A 22,877-nucleotide genomic window follows, 5' to 3' on the forward strand; every position below is an offset into this window, starting at 1 on the left:
GAGGAACGGTCGATGACCCAGCACGTCCCCTCGCGCCAGCTCCGCTTCTTCATGACCGCCGCCGCGCCCTGCCCCTATCTGCCCGGCCAGTTCGAACGGAAGGTGTTTGCAAATCTGCCCTTCCACGACGGCGCGCGGGTCAATGACGAACTGACCCATGCCGGTTTCCGACGCAGCCAGAACATCGCCTACCGACCGGCCTGCGAAACCTGCGCCGCGTGCGTTTCTGTCCGTATCCCGATTGGCGAGTTTGCGCCCCGCCGGACCCAGCGCCGCATCCTGAGCCGCAACGCCGACCTGTCCCGCGACCTGGTCGAGGCCGAGGCGACGACCGAGCAGTTCGACCTGCTGCGACGCTATCTGAATAGCCGTCATCCCGGCGGCGGCATGTGCGACATGGGCTGGCTCGACTACGTCGCCATGGTCGAGGACAGCGGTGTCCGAACCCATCTGATCGAATACCGCCTGCCTTCCAGTGACGGCGGGCCGGGCGATCTGGTCGGCGTCGTGCTGGCCGACCTGCTGAACGATGGCCTGTCGCTGGTCTACAGCTTCTTCGACCCCGACCTGGATCGCCGCAGCCTGGGCGTCTTCGCCATCCTGGATCACATCCGCCAGGCCGTCGTCGTCGGCCTGCCCTATGTCTATCTGGGCTACTGGGTCCAGGGCTCGACCAAGATGGATTACAAGACCAACTTCCGCCCCATGGAGGCCCTCAGGCCCATGGGCTGGGAGCGGCTGCCCTAACGGAACTTCCTCAGGCCGCGGGGGCCCTGACGCCCGGCGCCGGCGCGTTTGCCCAGCCAGTCCTTCCAGTCGGGCCAGTTGCGACGACGGCCGCCGCCGTCGGCCCATTCCGGCCCTGTCTCGGCGTTGAACACCGCGACGTCGGCCAGACCGCCCTGCTTGTAGTTCTGCAGCTTCACCCCCTTGCCCCGGCCCATTTCAGGCAGTTCGGCGATGGGGAAGATCAGCGCCTTGATGTTCTCGCCTACGGTCGCGACGTGGTCACCGGTCACGCGCAGCATGGCCAGCATGTCGCCGTTCAGCACCTGTTTGCCCCCACGCTTCTGAGCCAGCAGGTCGTTCTCGGGCGCGACGAAACCATATCCCGCCTTCGACGCCACCAGCAGTTTCGCATCCGGTTCGTGCGCCACGACGTTGATGATCTCGGCCTTCTCGTCCAGGTCGATCATCAACCGCAGCGGCTCGCCGTGGCCTCTGCCTGACGCCAGCTTGTCGGCGCCGATAGTGAAAATTCGCCCGTCCGAAGCCCCGATCAGGATCTTGTCGGTCGTATAGGCGGGCACCAGGAAGCCCAGGCTGTCGCCTTCCTTGAACTTCAGCTCCGACGGATCCTCGACCTTGCCCTTGGCGGCGCGGATCCAGCCGCGTTCCGACAGGATTACGGTGATAGCCTCGCGCGGGATGAAAGCCTCGGCGGGCGCATAGCTGGAAGCGTCGACCGCCTCACCGATGGTCGTGCGACGCGGCGAGATCAGCGCCTTGCGGACAGCCTCCAGTTCCTTGCTGATGGCCTTCCACTGTTTCGTCTCCGACGATGACAGCGCACGCAGCGCGGCCAGTTCCTCGGACAGCTGGTTGAATTCCTTCTCGATCGTCATTTCCTCGAGCCGCGCCAGCTGACGCAGCCGGGTGTCGAGGATGAAGTCGGCCTGGAGTTCGCTGAGACCGAAACGGGCGATCAGCACGGCCTTCGGCTGTTCCTCTTCGCGAACGATGCGGATGACTTCATCCAGGTTCAGGAAGACGATCCGAAGACCTTCCAGCAGGTGCAGACGTTTCTCCACCCGCTCGATCCGCCACTGGCTGCGGCGGTTGAGCACTTCGCGACGGTGATCCAGGAAGGCGCGCAGACACTCCTTCAGGCCCATGACCCGCGGCGTGCCGCTGGCGTCCAGCACGTTCATGTTGATCGGGAAACGCACCTCAAGATCAGAGAGTTTGAACAGGCTCTCCATCAAGACCTCTGGCTCGACGGTCCGGGACTTGGGTTCGAGAATCAGGCGGATGTCCTCGGCCGACTCGTCGCGGACGTCGGCCAGCAGCGGTGCTTTCTTGTTCTCGATCAGGTCGGCCAGCGCCTCGATCAGGCGGCTCTTCTGGACCTGATAGGGCATTTCGGTGACGACGATGCGCCAGACGCCGCGCCCCAGATCCTCGGTCTCCCACCGGGCCCGCAGGCGCACACCGCCGCGGCCGGTCTCATAGGCGTCCAGGATGGAAGCCTGCCCTTCAACCGAAACGCCGCCGGTCGGGAAGTCCGGCCCCGGCACGATCTGGACGAGTTCCGCCGTCGTCGCCTCGGGTCGCTCCAGCAGCAACTGGCACGCCTCGATCAGTTCGCCCGCGTTGTGCGGCGGGATCGAGGTCGCCATGCCCACGGCGATGCCCGACGAGCCGTTGGCCAGCAGATTGGGGAAGCCGGCCGGCAGAACGACCGGCTCCTCGTCCTGATCGTCATAGGTGGCGCGGAAATCGACCGAGTCCTGATCGATGCCGTCCAGCAGCAGCACGGCGGCCGGCGTCAGCTTGCACTCAGTATAGCGCATGGCCGCGGCGCTATCGCCGTCGATATTGCCGAAATTGCCCTGACCGTCGACCAGCGGATAGCGCTGGGCGAAGTCCTGGGCCAGGCGGACCAGCGCCTCATAGATCGAGGCGTCGCCGTGCGGGTGATAGCCGCCCATGACCTCGCCGACGACCTTGGCGCATTTGCGCGCCGCCGCCTGCGGGTTCAGACGCATCTGGTGCATGGCGTACATGATGCGCCGGTGCACCGGCTTGAACCCGTCGCGCACGTCGGGCAGCGCACGATTGGTGATCGTCGACAGGGCGTAAGCCAGGTAGCGTCGGGACAGCGCATCCGCCATCGGCTCTTCGACGATGCGGCCGCCCTCGGGCGTCGGGGTGTGGATGGTCATGCGACTTCGAATCGGAGATGGGACGCGCGAAGTCTAGCCCGTTCCGTCCCCGAAGGGCGGATAGTCCACATCTGCAGCGTTACAACCGACCCGCGTCAGCCAGCCGCTCGATCATCCACACGCGCGCGGGCGGCAGAGGCTTGTTCAGGGCGTGGAAGACGAACTGTTCCAGAAAGTGACCGGTCAGGTCCAGGCCGGCCCTTACATCACCCTCGCCCAGCCCCGCCTGCGCACCCAGCATGAAGGGCGGCAGGCGCAGCAACTTGTCGACATACGGCGCACCCGCCTCACGACTGACGGCGCGGCCCGTGCGCGGACTGACCCAGATCAGATCGTCCATCGACCCGGTGGCGGCGCAGCGCGACAGGTCCAGCCCGAAGCCCAGATCCTCCAGCAGCCCCGCTTCGAACCGTACGAAGATCGCGGGCCAGACATCGGGAAGTACGAAGGCGCCCATCAGCGCCTCGAACGCCAGGAAGGCGCCGGGATGCGGTTCACGCTCCGGCAGTGCGCCCTGCGCCACGGCGGCGGCGGCGTTCAGGCCGATCAGGGCCAACGGATCGTCGAACAGGGACGCCGGCCCCTCACCGACCGGTTCCAGCCGCGCGGAACCCAGTTGGTCCGAGGTTCGTGACCGAAAGTCGGCCACGACCCGCGCACCCGGTTGCAGGAAGGGCTTCATACGCCGTGACGCCCCGCCCGCGACGTAGGCTGCGCGGCGTCCATGCAGTTCGGTCAGCAGTTCGACCACGGCGCCTGTGTCGCCATGCGACCGCGCCGACAGCACAAAGGCCTCGTCCTGAAATTCCATCCGCCGGTGCTAGCGCGCTCTGCGACCCTTGGCCACCGGCACGATCCGCAACATCGTCGAGGACAGATGGTGGACCCCGCGGCGGTCGGGGATTATGCGATGACCTGTTGTTTCTACCGTCCTCCCCCAGACGCCGTGGTGACCCATGACCTCCCGCATCCGTAACGCCGCCCTCCGCTCAAAGATCATGTCAGCGGACGCCGCCGCCGCCCTGATCCCTGCCAACTCGACCGTGGGGATGAGTGGCTTCACCGGCTCGGGCTATCCCAAGGTCGTGCCGCCCGCACTGGCCGTCCGCATGGAGGCGGAGCGCGCCGCGGGCAATCCGTTCCGGCTCAAGGTCTGGACCGGCGCCTCGACCGGTCCGGAACTGGACGGCGCCCTGGCCAAGGCTGACGGCATCGAATTCCGCCTGCCCTATAACTCCGACCCGATCGCCCGGGAGAAGATCAACAAGGGCGAGATGGAATATCTGGACATGCACCTGTCGCAGGTGGCGCCCGTCGCCTGGCAGGGCTTCCTCGGCCCGCTGGACACGGCCGTGGTCGAGGTGTCGGGCATCCGCGAGGACGGATCGCTGATCCCGTCGTCGTCCATCGGCAACAACAAGACCTGGCTGGACCGCGCCGAGCGCATCATCCTGGAGGTCAACAGCTGGCAGAACCCTGCGCTGGAGGGAATGCACGACATCTATTACGGCACGGCCCTTCCGCCGGACCGCGTGCCGATCCCTCTGACCCGGCCGACCGACCTGATCGGACAGGAGACGTTCCGCATTGATCCGGCCAAGGTCGTCGCCATCGTCGAGACCGACGCGCCGGACCGCAACCTGCCCTTCGCGGCGCCCGACGACAGCGCCACGGCCATCGCCGGTCACCTGATCGAGTTCTTGGCGCACGAGGTGAAGATGGGCCGCCTGCCCGCCTCGCTGCTGCCGCTGCAATCGGGCGTGGGCAATGTGGCGAACGCCGTGCTGGCAGGGCTGAAAGACAGTCCGTTCGAGAACATGACCGCCTATACCGAGGTGCTGCAGGACGGGATGCGGGATCTGCTGGATTCCGGCAAGCTGACCGTTGCATCAGCCACCGCCTTCTCTCTGAGCCCCGAGGCGGCGGCCGACCTGAACAGCCGGATGGAGCAGTTCCGGGGCAAGATTATCCTGCGCCCGCAGGAGATCTCGAACCATCCCGAGATCATCCGTCGCTTGGGCTGCATCGCCATGAACGGCCTGATCGAGGCCGACATCTATGGGGCGGTGAACTCGACCCACGTCATGGGCTCGCGCATCCAGAACGGCATCGGCGGGTCGGGCGATTTCGCGCGTAATGCCTTCATCTCGTGCTTCGTCACCCCCTCGACGGCCAAGGGCGGCAAGATCTCGGCCATCGTGCCCATGGCCAGCCACGTCGATCACATCACCCAGGACGTACAGGTCATCGTCACGGAACAGGGGCTGGCCGATCTGCGCGGCCTGTCGCCCAAGCAGCGGGCCAGGGTCATAATCGGCAATTGCGCCCATCCTGACTATCGTGACGCCCTGGCCGACTATCACGCGCGAGCGCTGAAGGGGTCGTATGGCCTTCAGACTCCGCATCTGCTGAACGAAGCGCTGTCGTGGCATCAACGTTTCATCGAGACAGGATCGATGAAACCCTGACGGTGGTTGGAAGAGGCCGCTGGGGCGGCCTTACCCTGGATCATTTATTTAACTTGCGCGTTATTTAACGATATGGCTACATGCGGTCATGAGCGACGCCCACCTCGACATCGTTTTTTCGGCATTGGCTGATCCCACACGCCGGGCGATCCTGGCCCGGCTGGCCCAGGGTGAGGCGTCGGTAAGCCAGCTGGCTGAACCGTTCGACATCAGCGGCCCCGCCATCAGTCGCCATCTGAAAGTGCTTGAAACGGCGGGCCTGATCAGCCGGGGTCGTGAGGCGCAATGGCGCCCTGCCCGGCTGGAGGCTGCGAACCTGCGGGGCGCGGCGGACTGGCTGGAACACTATCGACGTTTCTGGGACGCCAGCTTCGGCCGCCTGGACGACGTGCTGCGCAAAATCCAAAGAGGAGACGACAATGGCCCAGGACACTGAGACCAATCCGTGTAACACCGACGGCGTGGCCCACGCCTTCGATCTGGTGCTGGAACGCATCATCGACGCCCCGCCGGAAAAAATCTTCCGCGCCTACACGGATCCGGCGATCCTGAGTCAGTGGTTCGCGCCCAAGCCGTGGACCATCACCGACGCGGTGATCGAACCAAGCCCCGGCGGCCGTTTCGACTTCGTCATGCACGGCCCGGACGGAGAGCGATTCCCGAACTCGGGTGTATTTCTTGAGGTCGTGCCGAACCGTCGGCTGGTCTCGACCGACGCCTTTACGCCGGACTGGAAACCGGCGGGCCAGCCCTTCATGGTCGCCCGCATCGAGTTGGAACCCACGGGTGACGGCAAGACGAAATACACCGCGACCGCCAGCCACTGGAACGAGGCGGCGATGAAGCAGCACGAACAGATGGGCTTCCATGATGGCTGGGGCCAGGTGGCGGATCAGTTGAACGATCTGGTCAAGACCCTCTGACATGACCTTGGCCGACGATCTGGACACCCGCCCGACCCTGCACATGCAGCGGACGTTTGACGCGCCGCGGACCCTGGTCTGGCGCGCGTGGAGCCGGCCCGAAATCATGGTGCTGTGGATGGGTCCGGTCGAATGGCCGGCGGTCAGCGTCACATCCGACTTCCGCGTCGGCGGCGCCTGGCGCATCTGCCTGCGCTCGCCGGAAACCGGTCAGGACCTGTGGCAGGGCGGCGTTTATCGCGAGATCGTCGAACCGGAACGACTGGTCTTCAGTTTCAGATGGGACGAGTCCCACGAGGACGGGCCGCCAGTCGATACGTTGGTGACCGTCATTCTGAGCGAGACCGATGACGGTCGCACCGTTATGGATTTCACCCACGCGGGTCTGAAGTCCGAGCAGAGCCTGACCGGCCATCGCCATGGCTGGACCAGCACCGCCGACCGGCTGGAAGCCTGGCTGGCCGCCAACCCCGACTAGCGTTCCAACCCGAGGAGACGACCATGAAGATCGTGACCAGCCTCAGCTTCAAGGGCGAATGCCGACAGGCGTTCGACTTCTACGCCCAGGTGCTGGGCGGCAAGGTGACCGCCGCCTATCCGTTCGGCGACGGCCCGCCCGACATGCCAATCGATGCTCAGTACAAGGATTGGCTGATGCATTGCTGGCTGGAGGTCGGCGATCAGGCCCTGATGGGCGCCGACATCCCGCCCGAGTTCGCACCGAACATCGACAAGCCCAAGAACGGCTTCGACGTCACCTATCACACCGAGGACGCGGCCCAGGCGAAACGCATCTATGACGCCCTGATCGAGGGCGGCACGCCCCAGATGCCGTTCGGCGAGACCTTTTGGTCGCCCGGCTATGGCAACCTGATCGACAAGTTCGGCATCCCCTGGATGGTCAACACCATTCCCGGCGCTGACTGGCAACCGAAACAGGGCTGATTCCCTAGCGTTTCATCGCCTGCGGGAAGTCGTGACCCAGCGCCTCGGCCATCGCCTGCTGGCTGATCAGGAACACGGCGTCCCGCTGGTGATAGTTGTTCGACAGAACGATCACGGTCACATCGGCGTCCGGCTGATAGGTCGCCAGGTTGCGGAACCCCGACCAACTGCCGGTGTGATAAATCTGGCGGTCTGAAAACGCCGGCTCAACGCGTTCGCCCAGGCTGTTGGTGAAGACGCCAAAGCCCCACGCGCGGGGCGGACGGCCCCGCTCGTTCGGCGTGCCCGGCGGGTCGTGATCCTCGATCATCTGGGCGTGCGACCGCTTCGACAACAGGTCACCCCGATGCAGGGCGCGCGTCCACATCAGCATGTCGTCCAGGGTCGAATACAGGCCGCCGGATGCGAAGACGATGCTGGGATTGGCGTTGGGCTGGGGCGCGACGCCGGTCGGGAAGTTGGCGTATCCCATGACGATATCGGCCGAACCGTCGTCATAGCCGGTATCCGTGAGACCCAGCGGATCCAGCAAGTCGTTGCGCAGATAGTCGGCGAAGGGTTTGCCGCTGGCGACCTCGACCACCCGGCCCAGCAGATTATAGCCCGCGTTGCTGTAGCGGATCTTGGTCCCCGGCTCGAACTGCAGGCCATATTTGGCGGAGTCCGCCGTCAGTTCCTCGGACGACGCGGGCGTCACCCGGCGCAGGCCCCATTGCGGACGCGCCATCAGGTCGGGAACGCCGGCCGTATGCGTCAGCAGATGGCTGAGCCGGATCGGCGCCCAGGCCGTGGGGCAAGGCTGGATCCATTTGCACAACGGGTCATCGACGCTCAACACGCCCTGATCCTGAAGCTTCAGGATGGCGACGGCGGTGAACTGTTTGCTGATCGACGCGAGCCGGAATTTCGAATCCAGCGCCAGTAGTTTCGGCTGTTCCCGATCACCCAGGCCATAAACCTGTCGGAACAGAACCTGATCCCCGCGCGCCACCAGAACGGCGCCGCTGAAGCCATGCCCGGCCGCGCCGTCCAGCCGGGCCTTCAGGCGAGGCAGATCCTCGACGATCTCGACCGGAGGGCGAGACGGCAGGTTGGGCGATGTCTCGACCGACGAGGCGGTCTTGTCAGAGCCGAAGGAGTGGACGGCCGCCGCACCGACCCCGCCGATGACGACGAGAGCAGCCAGCGAACCGAGGATCCAAGGGGGCCCCCCTGAGGATCTGGGTACTGTAAACACGATACTAGACGTCGAACTCCAGGCCGAATTGGGCGTACAGGGCGCGGCTATCCTGCCACTTCGGATCGACCTTCACGGTCAAGAACAGGTGAACCGGCCGGTCCAGGAGCTCCATCAGTTCCTCGCGCGACTTCTGGCCGATCCATTTCAGGGTCTGGCCACCCTTGCCCAGCACGATGGGGCGCTGGCTTTCGCGCTCGACATAGATGGTCTGTTCGATGCGGGCCGAACCGTCAGGCTTCTCCTCGAAGGCCGTGGTTTCCACCGCCGCCGAATAGGGCAGTTCCTCGTGGACGCGCAGATAGACCTTTTCCCGGGTGATCTCGGCGGCCAGGACCCGCACCGGCACGTCCGCCGACTGGTCTTCAGGGTACAGCCAGGGGCCAGCAGGCATCGATCGCGCCAGACGCTGCTTCAGGTCATCCACGCCGTCGCCGCTGAGGGCCGAGATCATATAGACCTCTTCATAAACGCCGGTTTCGAACAGGCGCTGCGACAGGGCCAGAAGCGTGTCGCGGCGCATGCCGTCGATCTTGTTCAGCGCCAGGATGACCTTGGTCCCCGTAGACTGCAGATTGGCGATGATGGTTTCGGTGTCCTCCGCCGAGCGGCGATCGGCGGCCGTGCCGTCCTTGCCCTCAGCGTTAATGTGCGACTGGGCGTCGATCAGGTGGATGACCACATCGGCGTCCTGCGCCCCGCCCCAGGCCGAGGCGACCATGGCGCGATCCAGACGGCGGCGCGGCGTAAAGATGCCGGGCGTGTCCACCAGAACGATCTGGGCGTCACCCTCGATGGCGATGCCGCGCACGGGGAAGCGCGTGGTCTGGACCTTCTGGGTCACGATCGAGACCTTGGATCCCGTCAGCCGGTTCACCAGCGTCGACTTGCCGGCGTTGGGCGCGCCAATGATGGCTGCGAAGCCCGCGTGCTGGTTGGGGTTCGGGATCTCGGTCAAATTACGCCTTCACGTTTGAGCATTGCCGTCGCGGCCGCCTTCTCCGCCTCCTGACGCGAACGCCCCTGCGCGGTCAAGGGTTCGACACCCTGAACCGAGACTTCGACGGTGAATGTCGGCGCATGATCAGAGCCGGTGCGCTGGGCCACGCGATAGGTCGGCAGCGGTCGCGCCTGCCCCTGCGCCCATTCCTGCAACGCGGATTTGGGATTGGTCAGGGCCGGAGCCGACGGCGTCGCCAGCTCGTCAGCCCAGGCGCGCTCGAACACCGCGCGCGCCGCCTCCAGTCCACCATCCAGATAGACAGCCGCCAGAATGGCCTCGACCGCATCGGCGATGACGCCGGCCTTGTGCCGACCGCCGGTCTTGGTCTCGCCCGCCGACAGCCGTAAAGCCGGGCCGACGCCCAACCCTTCGCCCACACGGGCGCAGGCGCTCTTGTCGACCAGAGCATGAAGGCGGGCGGACAAACGCCCCTCGTCGGCGTCGGGCCAGTCGCGGCCCAGGCGCTCGGCCACCAGCAACCCCAGCACCCGGTCGCCCAGGAACTCCAGCCGTTCGTTGTCGCGCGGCGTCTTGCTGGTCTGGTGGTTCGACCCCTCGCTGACGCTGGCGTGCGTCAGGGCGCGCTCCAGCAGGGTCGGATCGCGGAAGTCGTGCCCGAGACGGCGCGACAGCGCCTGCACCGCCTCGGCACGCACGTTGGGCATCAGTTCAGGATCTGGAAGAAGCGATCGGTGCGCAGGTTCTTGACCCAGCTGACGGGGTTGAACAGGGACGCGCCCGGCTCCCACGAGAACATGATGATCTGCGCCTTGCCGACCAGGTTTTCGGCCGGAACCAGACCCACGCCGCTGGACGCCTCGACACGGCTGTCGATGGAGTTGTCGCGGTTGTCGCCCATCATGAAATAGAAGCCTTCGGGCACTTCATAGACAGGCGTGTTGTCCAGATCGCCGTTTGGACCGAAGTCCTGAATGGTGAAGGTCTTGCCGCCCGGCAGGGTCTCGTTCAGGCGCGTGATCGGGCGCGGGCCGAACACATCGTTGATCTCTGACTGGCCGACGACGACGTCCTTCACCGGGTCGCCGTTGATGTACAGCTGGTTGGCGATCATCTGGATGCGGTCGCCCGGCAGGCCGATGACGCGCTTGATATAGTCGGTCTTGTTGTCGCGCGGCAGCTTGAAGACGACCACATCGCCCCGCGCCGGCGCCTTGCCGAACACGCGATCCTTGATGATCGGCGGGCTGAACGGGATCGAGTGCTTCGAATAGCCGTACGACCACTTGGAGACGACGATGTAGTCGCCCTCATAGAGGTTCGGCTCCATCGACGCGGACGGAATGGTGAAGGGCTGGAACAGCAGCACCCGCAGGACCAGCGCGATCAGCAGGGCGAAGAAGATGGTCTTCACGATCTCGACCGTCTCGTTTCCGGCTGACTTGCCCTTGCCGCCGCTAGAGCGGGCGCCGTGGGCATAGATCGGAGCGGCGGCGGCCACCGGTTCGTGGTGCACGGGATCGGCCGCCGGTGCGGGATCGTGGCTCACGGCAGCATCCTCGTGGAGATCAGGCTCTGCATGGGACGTGTCGTGATGCGGCTCGTCGTGGTGGGGGTCGGCATGGGTCTCGGGCGCTTCGTCATGGTGGTCGACGGGCGCGTCATGCACCGAGTCTGTGGCGGACGCATGGTCATGCGGCGCGGCGTGATTATCGTCATGCGCAGCGTGATCGTCGCCGTGCGGCTTGCTTTCGTCAGTCATGGCCCGTCCCCCGCCGCGTTTCGCGGTCTGATGCAGCGCAAACGGGTATAACGTGATTAAGACGTCGGCAAGGCTTCGATCACCACGAAGGCGAGTGCATAAGGATGTTCGTCACTCAGCGTTAGGTGAAGAACCGGCGCGTGCCCCGCCGGCGTCAGGCGCGCCAGATGCTCTGCCGCATGCCCTGTCAGCTTCATCGTCGGCCGACCGCTGGGCATATTCACCACCCCCATGTCGCGCCAATAGACATCCGATCGCATGCCGGTGCCCAGCGCCTTGGCGCAGGCCTCCTTGGCCGCGAACCGCTTGGCGTAACTCCATGCAGGGTCAGGTTTCCGGTCCGAACGGGCCCGCTCCAGATCGGTGAAGCAGCGCTGCTTGAACCGCTCGCCGAACCGGTCCAGCGACGACTGGATACGGCGAATGTCGCACAGATCGGTGCCGACACCGACGATCAACGCGGCGCTCCGTCCATAGCCAGCCGCATCTTGCGGATGGCGGCGTCCAGCCCGACGAACACCGCTTCACCAATCAGGAAATGGCCGATGTTCAACTCGCGGATTTCGCGGATGGCCAGCACTTCGGCCGCGGTGACATAGTCCAGGCCGTGTCCGGCATGGACCTCCAGCCCGTCACCATGGGCCTGGGCCGCCGCCCCGCGAAGGCGGAGAAACTCTTCCTGCCGCGCCGCGCCTGAGACATGGCAATAGCGGCCGGTATGAAACTCGACCACATGGGCGCCGACGGCCAGGGCGGCGTCTACCTGTTTCGGGCTGGGCTCGATGAACAACGAGACGCGAATACCCGCCTCGGTCAGGGCCGCCACGACCGGCGCGATGCGGTTCTCATGCCCGGCGACGGCCAGGCCGCCCTCGGTCGTCACCTCTTCGCGCCGCTCGGGCACCAGACAGGCGGCGTGCGGGCGGTGACGCAGGGCGATGGCCAGCATCTCGTCCGTGACGGCCATTTCCAGGTTCAGCGGGCGGTCGGCGGCGACGCACAGCGCGCTCAGCGCCTCGATATCGGCGTCGGTGATGTGGCGGCGATCCTCGCGCAGATGGGCGGTGATGCCGTCAGCGCCGGCCGTCAGCGCCGCCCGCGCCGCGCGCACCGGATCGGGATGAACGCCGCCGCGCGCGTTCCGGACCGTGGCGACATGATCGATGTTGACGCCAAGACGGACACGGTCATGCATGGCGTCGCTCCCTACTTGCCCAGCCGCCGGCTGCCCGGGTCCTGAACCGGCAGGGCGGCCAGTTCGGGCGGCAGGGCGTCGGCCGGATAGGCCGGAACGTCCAGCGTCGCCAGGGCGATCAGCGGCACGCTCACATCGGCCTTGCCGCCCGAGCGGTCGACGATACAGGCGGCGGCGACCACGTCGCCACCGGCGGCCCGGATGGCGGCGATGCATTCGCGCGACGACAGACCCGTGGTCACGATATCCTCGACCATCACCACCTTCTCGCCGGGCTCGACCGAGAAGCCGCGGCGCAACTTGAACTCGCCCCCTTCCCGCTCGACGTACAGCGAGCGGACGTTCAGATGCTTCGCCGTCTCATAGCCCGGGATGATGCCGCCGACGGCCGGCGAGATCGCCACATCGACCGGCCCCACCGTGGCCGTGATCTTGTCGGCCAGCGCCTTGCACAGGCGCTCGCAGCGGCGGCCATCCATGAAGACCAGATTTTTCTGCAGGAAGACGGGGCTATGCAGGCCCGAGGACAGGACGAAATGCCCTTCGCGCAGGGCGCCCGCGTCGCGGAACTCGTTCAGGACGTCTTCAGTGGTCATCTGGCTCATGAAGGGGTCAATACTCGCGCCACACGCCCCGGCCAAGCCGTAACCTAGCCTCGCGCCCGTTCGACCGTATCGACCGACGGATTGGCGCGCAGGGCCGCGATCAGCAGGGTCGCGTGGCGGGCGTCCTTGACCTCCACGTCGATATCGACATCGAAGAAATCCTGCTGCCGGTGGGCCATCACCAGGTTCAGGATATTGCCGCCCGCCTCGCCGATCAGGGTCGCCACCTGGCCGAGCACGCCAGGCGCATTGCGGATCGTGGCGCGCAGCCGGGCCGAGGCGACGGCGCCCTGCTCGGCCTGCGGCGTCCATTGAAGGTCCTGCCAGACCGAGTCGTCATCGGCGAAGTCGGCCAGTTTCTGGCAGTCGATGGTGTGGACCGTTAGGCCCTTGTCCTGTTCCAGGATGCCAACGATGCGGTCGCCCGGCACGGGCGTGCAACACTGGCCGAAATGGATGCTGACGCCGGGCGTCAGACCGCCACCGCGCACGAACAGGCGCGCCTGATCGTCCTCGATTCGCTTGCGCGCTTCTCCGGCGCCGATCTCGACCTTCAGCGCCGGGAAAAGCGTCTCTGCGACCCGCGCGGCAACCAGACGACCGCGCCCGACCGCCTCAAACAGATCCTCGTCTGTGGCCGCGCCGTGGGTTTCATTCGCCGGTTTCAGCGACACATCGCCCAGCGACTTGCTGATCCGCGACAGCGTCTGCTCCAACGCCGCCTTGCCCAGACGCACGAACTCTTCCCGTTCCGAACTGCGGATGAAGCGCCGGATCGCCGAACGCGCGCGCCCCGTAACGGTCAGCGAGCGCCAGTCGGCCGGCGCCTCGCGCTTGGAGCCACGAATGATCTCGACCACATCGCCATTCTGAAGCTGGGTGCGCATCGGCTTCAGCTCGCCGTTGACCTTTACCCCCACGGCCGTGTCACCCACCTCGGTGTGGACGCCGTAAGCGAAGTCCAGCGGCATGGCCCCGCGCGGCAGGGTGATCAGGCGCCCCTTGGGCGAGAAGACAAAGACCTGATCCAGGTACATTTCCAGCTTGGCGTGCTCGACCCAGTCTTCACCGCCCTCGCCGTGCTCGATCACCTGAACCAGATGGCGCAGGTTCTGCAGCGGGTCGCGCCCGCCGTCGGCGGCCATCGCCTCCTTGTCCAGCCCATAGGACTGGTTCTTGTAGGCCCAGTGCGCCGCCACACCGTCCTCGGCCACGCGGTCCATGGTGTCGGTGCGGATCTGCATCTCGATCCGCAGACCGCCGGGGCCCACGACCGTCGTGTGCAGCGAGCGATAGTTGTTCGACTTGGGCGTGGAGATGAAATCCTTGAACCGCTCGGGCACCATGGGCCAGGCGCGATGGATGACGCCCAGCGCGCGATAGCAGTCGTCCTCGGCGTCGACGATCACGCGGAAGCCGTAGATGTCCGACAGCGAGGAAAAGCCCACGGCCTTGCGCTGCAACTTGCGCCAGATCGAATAGGGCGTCTTTTCGCGGCCTTTAACATGGGCCCGGATACCGGCTTCCAGCAGCACGCGCTCGACCTCGCGTGAGACCCCGTCGATGGCCCGGCCGTGCTCCAGCTTCAGCGCCTCCAGCCGTCGTTCGATGGCGGTGCGGGCTGTCGGGTTCAGATGCTCGAACGCCAGTTCCTCAAGCTCGGAGGCGATGGAGTGGATGCCGATCGAACGGCCCAGCGGCGCATAAACCTCCAGCGTTTCGCGGCTGATACGCTCGCGCTTTTCCGGCTTCACGAAATGCAGCGTCCGCATGTTGTGCAGACGGTCGGCCAGCTTGACCAGCAGCACCCGCACGTCGCGGCTGATGGCCAGGATGAATTTTCTGAGGTTCTCGGCCTGCCGGGTGTGCTCGGCCTGAAGCTCCAGCCGGCTCAGCTTGGTGACGCCCTCGACCAGGACGGCGATCTCTTCGCCGAACATGGCGGCGATGTCGTCGCGAGTGGCCGAGGTGTCCTCGACCACATCATGCAGCAGGGCGGTGACGATAGTGGCCGTATCCAGCCGGTAGTCGGTCAGGATGCCCGCGACCTGAATCGGATGCGCGAAATAGGGATCGCCCGAGGCTCGCAACTGCGACCCGTGCATCTTCATCGCATAGACATAGGCGCGGTTCAGCAGCGCCTCGTCAGCCGTGGGATCATAGGCCTTTACGGCCTCGATCAGCTCAAATTGGCGCAGAACCGGAGAGCGTTTCGCAGGTGCGTCGTCCGGAGAGGCGGCGCTCCCCGGCCCCACTTTGGTCTTCGCAGCTTTTTTCGACGACGCGTCAGCGGTGGACCGCGCCGGCAGGATAGTAACGCCAGTGACAGGCTCTGCCGTCAGTAGCGTTCCTCCTGGCCGCCGTCCCGGTCGCTTTGCAGCGCGCGGATCAGTTCGGCCTCGGCCATGTTCATGTGCTGCGGCTCGGCCAGCAGCGCCACGACTTCGGCTTCGTCCTCGGCTTCGGTACGCTCATCGACGCGTTGCAGCGTGGTGATGATGTTCTCGCGCAGTTCGTCGGGCACGACCATGTCGTCAGCCAGCTCGCGCAGGGCGACGACCGGATTCTTGTCGTTGTCGCGGTCGATCGTCAGCGCGGCGCCGTTGGCGATATTGCGGGCGCGGTGGCCGGCCAGCAGAACCAGACCAAAGCGGTTCGGCACCTTCTCGATGCAATCTTCGACAGTGACGCGGGCCATGAAAATCCTCAGGCGGCAGGGAGAACCGCACAAAATATAGGGTTGAAGCTAATTGTGCAACGCCGCGAAGGCGGGAATGCGGCGCCGGACGCCCTAATCTTTCCGCTGCGCCAACGGATAGGCGATGATCAGCACCAGATCGGCCTCACCCGTCTGGCGGACGCCCACCACATTGCCGTCGTACAGATAGGCCGCATCGCCCGCCTTTACAGCGGTTTCGACGCCGTCAGACGTCACCACCCCCTGCCCGCTGACGACGTAATAGACTTCATCGTGGGCGATGGGATGCAGGCCGATCGACGCGCCCGGGTGCAGGGCGCGCTTGCGAAACTCCATAGCGCGGTTGGGCACGCCGTCGGAGATCCGGTAGGCGGTGCTCATGCCCTCGCCCCGATGCGGCGGCGGCTGCCGGACGACGGTGTCCGCCTCGCGGATCACGACGCCGGTTCCCTGTGGCGGGCTGGCCGGCGCGGGGTGCGTCTCCTGAACAGCCAGGACGGACAGAAGGGCGAGCAAGGTCAGGGCCACGAAATGTCCTCCGGTGTCATCTCCTTGAATGACGTACCCTGTCGGCGGCGCTCCATCAACGCTTCAGGGGCGCTGCGTCGCGTCCCACGGTCGCGGCGTCGGCCAAGATCAAAGCGGACATCGCCGCGATGGGGTGCAACCACTCGCCCGCGATCTCGGCCAGCGGCCCCATGACGAAGCGTCGCTCGGCCGCGCGCGGATGCGGCAGGATCAGCCCGTTCATGTCGCCTGTATGACGACCATAGGCGATCAGGTCCAGATCCAGGGTGCGGGGCGCGTTGCGAGCGGATCGCTGGCGACCGAACGCCTCCTCTATCCGGGCCAGGACCGCCATCAGCATGTTTGGCTCATGCGCCGTCCGGACAATCGCCACGCCGTTCAGGAAGTCAGGATCCAATGGGTCGGGCCACGCCTGCGACCGCCACCAGGACGACCGCACCAGCACGTCGATCCCTTCGCTGCGAAACCGCGCCAGGGCGGCCTCCAGCGCTTCCTCGCACGACGCCCACGCCCCCTTGTCATTGCACCCCAGCGCGACGATGACTGCATCATCCAGATTGAGGTCGCCGTCGTCGATTTCGGTCGGGGTGTTCATATTCGCGACCTTTCCAACGGACCCATATTCATGACCGGCCATCCGGGCGAACGCCTCGCCCTCTTCATCGACGGCGCCAATCTGTATTCGGCCGCCCGGGCGCTGAACTACGACCTGGATTTCCGCAAGCTGTCCGACTGGTTCAGCAGCAAGGGCCAGATGGTTCGCGCCTATTATTACACGGCCATCATCGAGGGCGAAGAGTTCTCGCCCATCCGGCCGTTGGTCGACTGGCTCGACTACAACGGCTTCACCGTGGTGACCAAGCCGGTCAAACGTTTCACCGACGCCCAGGGTCACACCCGCACCAAGGGCAATATGGATATCGAAATGGCGGTGGACATGCTGGAGCTGTCGCTCCGTCTGGACCACGTCGTCCTGTTCTCCGGCGACGGCGATTTCCGCCGCGCGGTCGAGGCGATTCAGGCCAGGGGCGTGCGCGTAACCGTCGTATCCACAGTGAAGAGCCAGCCGCCCCAGATCGCCGACGAGCTGCGCCGTCAGGCCGACGCCTTCATCGATCTGGCCGACATCATCGACGAGGTCGGCAAGCCGAAGACAGCGCCCTCCGCCGGCGTCGCCCGTACCTTTGACCGGGGCGACCGTTGATGGGCGCGCCCGGACTGACGATCGGGATGTTCGATGCGATATTCCGTCGCGCGCAGGCGCTGCTGGACGACTGAGCGTGGCAGCCGAACCACAGGTCTGACCGATCTCCCGGACTTGCGTGGTCGCAAGGAACATTTGTTTCAATGCCCTGTTCCTCCAATGCTGGAGGGACAGATGCGTAATACCGACACCGGATTTTCACCGCGAGAGCGGCGCATGGCGCTGCTGGCTGTTATCGCCGCAGCGGCGTTGGCCATCGCCGGTCTGGGGCTGGACCGGATGAACGGTCCCTCTCTGGGTCTCTATGGACAGGACGCCATGACATCCGCCCTGCCCGGCGTGCTGGAAGCGCACCCCGCAGGCTAGGCCTGCCTCAGCCCTTGTCGCGCAGCAGTCGGGCCTTGTCGCGCTGCCAGTCGCGTTCGGCGCTGGCCTCGCGCTTGTCATGCGTCTTCTTGCCCTTGGCCAAGGCGATCTCAAGCTTCGCCTTGCCCGCCTCGTTCAGGTACAGGCGCAGCGGCACGATTGTGCGCCCGTCGCGCTGGACCGCCCCGATCAGCTTGTCGATCTGCTTGCGATGCAGCAGCAGTTTCCGGTGACGACGCGGCTCGTGGTTGAAGCGATTGGCCTGCTTGTACGGCGGAATGTCCGCGTTGATCAGCACCATCTCGCGCCCCTCGGGCGAGACATAGCTCTCGGCGATGTTGGCCCGACCGTCGCGCAGCGCCTTGATCTCGGTGCCCAGCAACTGGATGCCGGCCTCGATGTGGTCTTCCAGGAAATAGTCGTACCGCGCCCGCCTGTTCTCGGCGATCAGCTTGGTCTTGGGGGCCGTGGACGCCATCAGAGGACGCCCGCCTCCGCCAGAGCCCGGTCGATGGCGGGTTTGACCGCGTCGGAAGTCAGGGACAGCGGCAGCCGCACCTCCTCGGTGCACAGACCCAACCTGGCCAGGGCGTATTTGGTCGGCGACGGCGAATTGTCCAGGAACAGCGCCTTGTGCAGGCCGATCAGACGGTCCTGCCAGGACCGGGCCGTCGCATAGTCACCGGCCTGCGTCGCCTCGTACAGCGCCACCATGGCCTCGGGCGCGACGTTGGAGGTAACCGAGATCACCCCGTGCCCGCCGTGCGCCATATAGCCCAGCCACGACGGATCATCGCCCGAGATCAGGTCGAACTGGCCGTCGATATGTGTCCGCATCCAGCTGGCCCGCGCGATGTCGCCGGTCGCATCCTTGATGCCGACGATGTTCGGATGCTTCGCCAACGCCGCAACCGATTCGTTGGACAGGTCGACGCCCGTGCGTCCCGGCACGTTGTAGAGCAGGACCGGCAGCTGAACGGCCTCGGCGATGGCCTCGAAATGGCTGACAAGACCAGTTTGCGACGGACGATTGTAATAGGGTGTCACCGCCAGAGCGCCGTCGGCGCCCACCGTCTTGGCATGCCGGACCAGGTCGATCGCCTTGTCCGTGGCGGACGATCCGGCGCCCGCGATGACCCGCACCCGCCCGGCGGCCAGACGGACGCAAAGCTCCACCACGCGGGCATGTTCGTCCGCATGCAGGGTCGCGCTCTCACCCGTGGTGCCCATGGGAACGACGCCGTGAACCCCGGCCTGGATCTGGCGTTCAAGCAAGCGCTCGAACGCCGCCTCGTCCACGTTTCCGTCACGAAGTGGTGTGATCAGGGCGGTGATCACGCCCTTGAACAAGGGGGCGGTCATTGAAACAACATACCTGCGCGGGAATGGGCATAGGCCCGTAACTGGAAGCGCGGGAGGGTAGGTTGCAGGCGGTCGCGCCGCAACCGGTCTTGAATGGGGAAGACACATATCATGATCGCGACGACGCTTGCCGCCGCCCTGGCGCTCCTGGCTCCCGAGCCCGGCATGATGATGGCCGGCCAGGCGACGCCCTATGCGGCGTCAAGCGCGGCCTCGGGCCCGGTGCTCAGCAGCCAGGACGCGGCCCTGTTCCGTCAGGGCCTGACCTCGGCCCGGGCCAGGGACGTCATCGGCACGCGGTCGATCATGGCGCGGATCAGCGACCCCACCGCGCGCAAGCTGGTGGAATGGGCGCTGCTCGACACGTCGGCGCCGCAACTGTCCTATGCCGAACTGTCCCAGGCCCAGAGCCAGTTCGCCGCCTGGCCGCGGGGCGATTCGCGCCGTCAGGCGGGTGAAAAGGCGCTGGACATGGCCGGCGCCGCGCCGGACACCGCCCTCGCCTTCTTCGGCGACACCAAGCCCACCACCATTCAGGGCGCCGTCGCCCTGGCCTCCGCGCTGGAGCAGCGGGGTCGCCGCGACGAGGCCCAGGCCCTGATCCGCGACTGGTGGCGGACCCAGTCGTTCGATGACGGTCAGCAGAACCGCATCCTGACCCGCTGGGGCGGCTGGCTGAGTCAGGCGGACCACGACGCGCGTCTGGGCATGCTGCTGTCCGGGCCGCATGGTCCCGCCACGCGCGCCATGCTGTCGCTGGTGTCATCCGAACGGCGGGTCACCGCCAACGCCGCCATGTCCCTGCGTAGCGCCTATAGCCCTGACGCCGTCGTCGCCGGCCTGTCCTCGCAACAGGCGCGCGATCCGGCCGTGATCCAGGAACGCGTTCGCATTCTGCGCGCCGCCAACCGCCAGTCAGAAGGTTATCCCCTGCTGGCCGCCCTGCCCCCGGCCCCGCTGCATACCGAGGGGCAGAACACGCTCTGGAGCGAGCGCCGGAACTACTTCCTGGACGCCCTGGCCGCCCGCAATTGGCAAGGCGCCTATGACGCCATGAACGGCCACGGCTTCCCCTCGGGCGAACGCAAGGTCGATGGCGAGTTCTTCGCCGGCTGGGTCGCCCTGACCAAGCTGAACAATCCGCAGGTCGCGGCCCGCCATTTCGAGACCCTGCGCAACAGTTCGACCACCCCAATCACTCAGGGCCGCGCCCTGTACTGGCTGGGCCGCTCGGCCGAGGCCCAGGGCGATCAGGCCGGCGCGCGCCGCTGGTATGAGGCCGGCGCCCAGCACATCCAAACCTTCTATGGGCAGCTGTCAGCCGAGAAGCTGGGCCACACCACCCTGACCCTGCCGGGCGAACCCGCGCCCACGGCCACCGACGTCGCCCGCTTTGAAGGTAATGAAGTGGTGCGCGCCACGCGCATTCTGGGCGAGACAGGCGAGAAAACCCTGATGCGGGTCTTCGCCTATCATCTGGATGACGAACAGATCAGCCAGCCGGCCGACTTCGCCCAGCTGATGGATCTGGTGAAGGGTTACGGCGATCAGTTCGGCTCGATGATGGTCGGTCGCGGCGCCAATCAGCGCGGCGTGGTGATGCCGGAACGCATGTTCCCGATCCGCCACCCACCGGAAGTCACCGGCGCCGCGCCGCTGGAGTTCACCCTGGCCATCACGCGTCAGGAATCCAGCTTCGACCCGCTGGTCGAATCCCACGCCGGCGCTCGCGGCATGATGCAGTTCCTGCCCGCCACCGCCTCGGGCGTCGCCCGCCGTCTGGGCATTAGCCACACGGCCGAGCGTCTGTGGGACCCCGACCACAACATGGCGCTGGGCAGCTACCACCTGGCCGAGCTGACCAATAATTTCGGCGGCTCCCAGCTGCTGGCCACTATCGGTTACAACGCCGGTCCGGCGCGCCCGCCCCAGTGGGTAGCCCGCTGTGGCGAACCGCGCGGCGGTCAGGTCGATCCGATCGACTTCATCGAGTGCGCGCCCTTCACCGAGACGCGCAACTACATGATGCGGGTGATGGAGAATATGCAGGTCTATCGCGCCCGTCTGAACGGTGGCACGGGCCCGCTGACGCTGTCGCAGGATCTGGCGAAGGGCACACCACCAGGTCCGCGCGCCTATTCCGGCGGTCGGTAAAGGATCAGGCCCGGCGGGCGCTCAGCAGCGGTCCGTCGGGCGTCTCTATCCAGGCGCCCTCGATCCCGAAGACGGACAGCAGGATCTCCGGCGTCAGCGCAGTCAGGGGCGCCGAATCCGCTGCGACACATCCCCGATCCAGCACGATAATCCTGTCAGCATGCCGCGCCGCCAGGGTCAGGTCGTGCAGGCTGGCCACGACCGCTCGTCCCGCCCTCGCGCGCTGACGCAACAGATCCAGCACAAGAAGCTGCGCGTCGGGATCCAGATCCGCGATGGGCTCGTCCGCGATCAGAGCCGTCGCCTGTGCTGTCAGTGCACGGGCCAGCAGCACGCGGGCCCGCTCGCCACCTGACATTTCGCCCACACCCCGATCAGCCAGATGCACGGCCCCAACGGCCTCCAACGACTCCACAGCCCGCCCCCGCGCCTCGCTACCCGCCAGCCAGGGCGCGCCCAATGCGGCGACTTCGACGGCCGGCATATTCCAGGCGATGCGCCGATCCTGAGGCAGATAGGCGGCGCGTTCGGCCTGCGTTCGCGCAGACAGGCGACGCACGTCATCGCCTCCCAGTTCAGCCCTGCCCTGATCCAGCGCGATCAGGCCCAGGCACGCACGCAGCGCTGTGCTCTTTCCCGCGCCGTTGGGGCCGACGACCGCGACCAACTCACCCGCCGCGACGGACAGGCTGACGCCATCCAGCGCCAGGCGGCCGGACAGGGTCAGGCTGGCGTCATACAGGGCGATCGCGCTCACAGTCGCCACTCCCGTGCGGCTCGCCACGCGATCAAGGCGAACAGCGGGGCCCCGACCAGCGCGGTGAACACGCCCAGTTTCAGCTCCTGCTCTGTCGGCGTGATCCGGGCCAGAAGATCAGCCAGCACCAGCATCAGCCCCCCCGCCAGCGCCGAGGGCAGCAGCGTCCGCGCCGGATCGCCCCGCACCACGCTACGCACCAGATGCGGCGCGGCCAGACCGACAAAGCCGATCATGCCTGCGACCGCCACGGCCGATCCGGCCGCCAGCGCCGAGGCGACGATGGCCAGCATTCGCAGCCGCTCCATCGGCAGGCCCGATGTTCGCGCCGTCTCTTCGCCCAGCGCCAGCATGCGCAGGCCCCTAGCGCTGGCGGCGGCCAGGATTGCGGCCAGAAGGACGGCGGGCGTGACCCAGGCCACATCGATCCAGCTCCGATTCTGGACCGACCCCAGCAGCCAGGACATCACCTCGGCCGTGGCGATGGGCGATGGCGACAGGTTGAAGATCAGCGCCGTCGCCGCGCCCGCGAAACTGGACAGGGCCACGCCGAACAGGATCAGCGCCTCGGGCGCCCGCACGACCGACGCGACCGCGACCAGCAGAACGCCCGCCCCCGCCGCGCCCAGCAGGGCCGCGATCTCGACCGCGCCCGGCAGGGCCGCCAGCCCCAGCACGATGGCCAGCGCCGCCATCAGGGCGGCCACGGCCGACACGCCCAGCACGCCCGGATCGGCCAGCGGGTTACGCAGCAGCCCCTGAAGAAC

At 66.3% G+C, this 22,877-nt stretch carries 27 protein-coding genes; 10 read left to right on the plus strand and 17 right to left on the minus strand.

Features of this window, described 5'->3' with window-relative positions; all coding sequences use genetic code 11:
- The first annotated feature begins 12 nt into the window (after positions 1–12).
- The gene (locus EON91_RS07805; protein WP_292093156.1) at positions 13–747 is read left to right on the plus strand and encodes an arginyltransferase; all 735 of its coding nucleotides are present in this window, start codon (positions 13–15) and stop codon (positions 745–747) included.
- On the opposite strand, the gene parC is transcribed toward EON91_RS07805, so the two are convergent.
- Both parC and recO read right to left on the minus strand, forming a co-directional pair.
- The gene (gene parC, locus EON91_RS07810; protein ID WP_292093158.1) at positions 744–2,945 is read right to left on the minus strand and encodes a DNA topoisomerase IV subunit A; all 2,202 of its coding nucleotides are present in this window, start codon (positions 2,943–2,945) and stop codon (positions 744–746) included. The genes EON91_RS07805 and parC overlap by 4 nt on opposite strands.
- A 79-nt stretch (positions 2,946–3,024) precedes the next feature.
- Positions 3,025–3,756 carry a DNA repair protein RecO gene (gene recO / locus EON91_RS07815; protein WP_292093160.1) on the minus strand — a complete coding sequence of 244 codons (732 nt, stop codon included), beginning with the start codon at positions 3,754–3,756 and terminating at the stop codon, positions 3,025–3,027.
- A 145-nt stretch (positions 3,757–3,901) separates the two neighbouring features.
- Between recO and EON91_RS07820 the strand changes: the two genes are divergently transcribed.
- The 5 genes from EON91_RS07820 to EON91_RS07840 all read left to right on the plus strand — a co-directional run bounded on the left by EON91_RS07820 (position 3,902) and on the right by EON91_RS07840 (position 7,281).
- Entirely contained in the window at positions 3,902–5,413 is a 1,512-nt protein-coding gene (locus EON91_RS07820; RefSeq protein ID WP_292093162.1) for an acetyl-CoA hydrolase/transferase family protein, read from the plus strand.
- Between the two features lie 88 nt (positions 5,414–5,501).
- Entirely contained in the window at positions 5,502–5,849 is a 348-nt protein-coding gene (locus EON91_RS07825; RefSeq protein ID WP_292093163.1) for a metalloregulator ArsR/SmtB family transcription factor, read from the plus strand.
- Entirely contained in the window at positions 5,833–6,336 is a 504-nt protein-coding gene (locus tag EON91_RS07830) for an SRPBCC family protein (RefSeq protein ID WP_292093164.1), read from the plus strand. The genes EON91_RS07825 and EON91_RS07830 overlap by 17 nt, the downstream gene beginning before the upstream one ends.
- Before the next feature lies 1 nt (position 6,337).
- Complete coding sequence (locus tag EON91_RS07835) at positions 6,338–6,814, plus strand: SRPBCC domain-containing protein (protein WP_292093167.1); 477 nt, start codon at positions 6,338–6,340, stop codon at positions 6,812–6,814.
- 23 nt (positions 6,815–6,837) lie between these two features.
- Positions 6,838–7,281, plus strand: coding sequence for a VOC family protein (locus tag EON91_RS07840; protein WP_292093171.1), 444 nt, complete (start codon positions 6,838–6,840; stop codon positions 7,279–7,281).
- Between the two features lie 4 nt (positions 7,282–7,285).
- Here the strand turns inward: EON91_RS07840 and EON91_RS07845 are convergent, their stop codons facing one another.
- The 4 genes from EON91_RS07845 to lepB are packed head-to-tail and all read right to left on the minus strand — an operon-like array spanning position 7,286 to position 10,962.
- Complete coding sequence (locus EON91_RS07845; protein ID WP_292093174.1) at positions 7,286–8,518, minus strand: serine hydrolase domain-containing protein; 1,233 nt, start codon at positions 8,516–8,518, stop codon at positions 7,286–7,288.
- A gap of 4 nt (positions 8,519–8,522) precedes the next feature.
- A complete protein-coding gene (gene era / locus EON91_RS07850; RefSeq protein ID WP_292093176.1) occupies positions 8,523–9,476 on the minus strand; it encodes a GTPase Era in 954 nt (317 codons plus the stop codon).
- The gene (rnc, locus tag EON91_RS07855; protein ID WP_292093177.1) at positions 9,473–10,186 is read right to left on the minus strand and encodes a ribonuclease III; all 714 of its coding nucleotides are present in this window, start codon (positions 10,184–10,186) and stop codon (positions 9,473–9,475) included. Before rnc ends, era begins: the two co-directional genes overlap by 4 nt.
- Positions 10,186–10,962, minus strand: coding sequence for a signal peptidase I (lepB, locus tag EON91_RS07860; RefSeq protein ID WP_292093210.1), 777 nt, complete (start codon positions 10,960–10,962; stop codon positions 10,186–10,188). The genes rnc and lepB overlap by 1 nt, the downstream gene beginning before the upstream one ends.
- Before the next feature lie 96 nt (positions 10,963–11,058).
- Between lepB and EON91_RS07865 the strand changes: the two genes are divergently transcribed.
- Complete coding sequence (locus EON91_RS07865; RefSeq protein ID WP_292093180.1) at positions 11,059–11,292, plus strand: hypothetical protein; 234 nt, start codon at positions 11,059–11,061, stop codon at positions 11,290–11,292.
- A gap of 5 nt (positions 11,293–11,297) precedes the next feature.
- On the opposite strand, the gene acpS is transcribed toward EON91_RS07865, so the two are convergent.
- The 7 genes from acpS to folK all read right to left on the minus strand — a co-directional run bounded on the left by acpS (position 11,298) and on the right by folK (position 16,862).
- Positions 11,298–11,699, minus strand: coding sequence for a holo-ACP synthase (gene acpS, locus EON91_RS07870; RefSeq protein ID WP_292093181.1), 402 nt, complete (start codon positions 11,697–11,699; stop codon positions 11,298–11,300).
- On the minus strand, positions 11,696–12,436 hold the full coding sequence (locus EON91_RS07875; protein ID WP_292093183.1) for a pyridoxine 5'-phosphate synthase: 741 nt from the start codon (positions 12,434–12,436) through the stop codon (positions 11,696–11,698). The genes acpS and EON91_RS07875 overlap by 4 nt, the downstream gene beginning before the upstream one ends.
- Before the next feature lie 11 nt (positions 12,437–12,447).
- The gene (gene pyrE, locus EON91_RS07880; RefSeq protein WP_292093213.1) at positions 12,448–13,032 is read right to left on the minus strand and encodes an orotate phosphoribosyltransferase; all 585 of its coding nucleotides are present in this window, start codon (positions 13,030–13,032) and stop codon (positions 12,448–12,450) included.
- Between the two features lie 53 nt (positions 13,033–13,085).
- Positions 13,086–15,296: a bifunctional (p)ppGpp synthetase/guanosine-3',5'-bis(diphosphate) 3'-pyrophosphohydrolase gene (locus EON91_RS07885; RefSeq protein WP_292093184.1), complete on the minus strand. Its 2,211-nt coding sequence runs from the start codon at positions 15,294–15,296 to the stop codon at positions 13,086–13,088.
- 83 nt (positions 15,297–15,379) lie between these two features.
- Complete coding sequence (gene rpoZ / locus EON91_RS07890; RefSeq protein WP_292093186.1) at positions 15,380–15,739, minus strand: DNA-directed RNA polymerase subunit omega; 360 nt, start codon at positions 15,737–15,739, stop codon at positions 15,380–15,382.
- A gap of 93 nt (positions 15,740–15,832) precedes the next feature.
- Positions 15,833–16,267, minus strand: a complete 435-nt coding sequence (locus EON91_RS07895) for a cupin domain-containing protein (protein ID WP_292093187.1) — start codon at positions 16,265–16,267, stop codon at positions 15,833–15,835.
- Between the two features lie 55 nt (positions 16,268–16,322).
- Positions 16,323–16,862, minus strand: a complete 540-nt coding sequence (gene folK, locus EON91_RS07900) for a 2-amino-4-hydroxy-6-hydroxymethyldihydropteridine diphosphokinase (RefSeq protein WP_292093189.1) — start codon at positions 16,860–16,862, stop codon at positions 16,323–16,325.
- A 30-nt stretch (positions 16,863–16,892) separates the two neighbouring features.
- Here folK and EON91_RS07905 point away from each other — a divergent pair, with 30 nt between their 5' ends.
- Both EON91_RS07905 and EON91_RS07910 read left to right on the plus strand, forming a co-directional pair.
- Positions 16,893–17,471, plus strand: a complete 579-nt coding sequence (locus EON91_RS07905; RefSeq protein WP_292093191.1) for an NYN domain-containing protein — start codon at positions 16,893–16,895, stop codon at positions 17,469–17,471.
- Between the two features lie 174 nt (positions 17,472–17,645).
- Positions 17,646–17,837 carry a hypothetical protein gene (locus EON91_RS07910; protein ID WP_292093192.1) on the plus strand — a complete coding sequence of 64 codons (192 nt, stop codon included), beginning with the start codon at positions 17,646–17,648 and terminating at the stop codon, positions 17,835–17,837.
- A 7-nt stretch (positions 17,838–17,844) separates the two neighbouring features.
- On the opposite strand, the gene smpB is transcribed toward EON91_RS07910, so the two are convergent.
- Positions 17,845–18,315, minus strand: a complete 471-nt coding sequence (gene smpB, locus EON91_RS07915; protein ID WP_292093195.1) for an SsrA-binding protein SmpB — start codon at positions 18,313–18,315, stop codon at positions 17,845–17,847.
- A complete protein-coding gene (gene dapA, locus EON91_RS07920; RefSeq protein ID WP_292093197.1) occupies positions 18,315–19,199 on the minus strand; it encodes a 4-hydroxy-tetrahydrodipicolinate synthase in 885 nt (294 codons plus the stop codon). The genes smpB and dapA overlap by 1 nt, the downstream gene beginning before the upstream one ends.
- A gap of 111 nt (positions 19,200–19,310) precedes the next feature.
- Here dapA and EON91_RS07925 point away from each other — a divergent pair, with 111 nt between their 5' ends.
- On the plus strand, positions 19,311–21,353 hold the full coding sequence (locus tag EON91_RS07925) for a lytic transglycosylase domain-containing protein (RefSeq protein ID WP_292093199.1): 2,043 nt from the start codon (positions 19,311–19,313) through the stop codon (positions 21,351–21,353).
- Between the two features lie 4 nt (positions 21,354–21,357).
- Here EON91_RS07925 and EON91_RS07930 read toward each other — a convergent pair whose 3' ends face one another.
- On the minus strand, positions 21,358–22,110 hold the full coding sequence (locus EON91_RS07930; RefSeq protein WP_292093201.1) for an ABC transporter ATP-binding protein: 753 nt from the start codon (positions 22,108–22,110) through the stop codon (positions 21,358–21,360).
- On the minus strand, positions 22,107–22,877 hold a 771-nt coding region (locus EON91_RS07935; RefSeq protein ID WP_292093203.1), incomplete at its 5' end, for an iron ABC transporter permease. The genes EON91_RS07935 and EON91_RS07930, both read right to left, overlap by 4 nt.

Origin of the sequence: Brevundimonas sp. (assembly GCF_004210735.1) — a bacterium.
In the GTDB taxonomy this organism is placed as follows: domain Bacteria; phylum Pseudomonadota; class Alphaproteobacteria; order Caulobacterales; family Caulobacteraceae; genus Brevundimonas.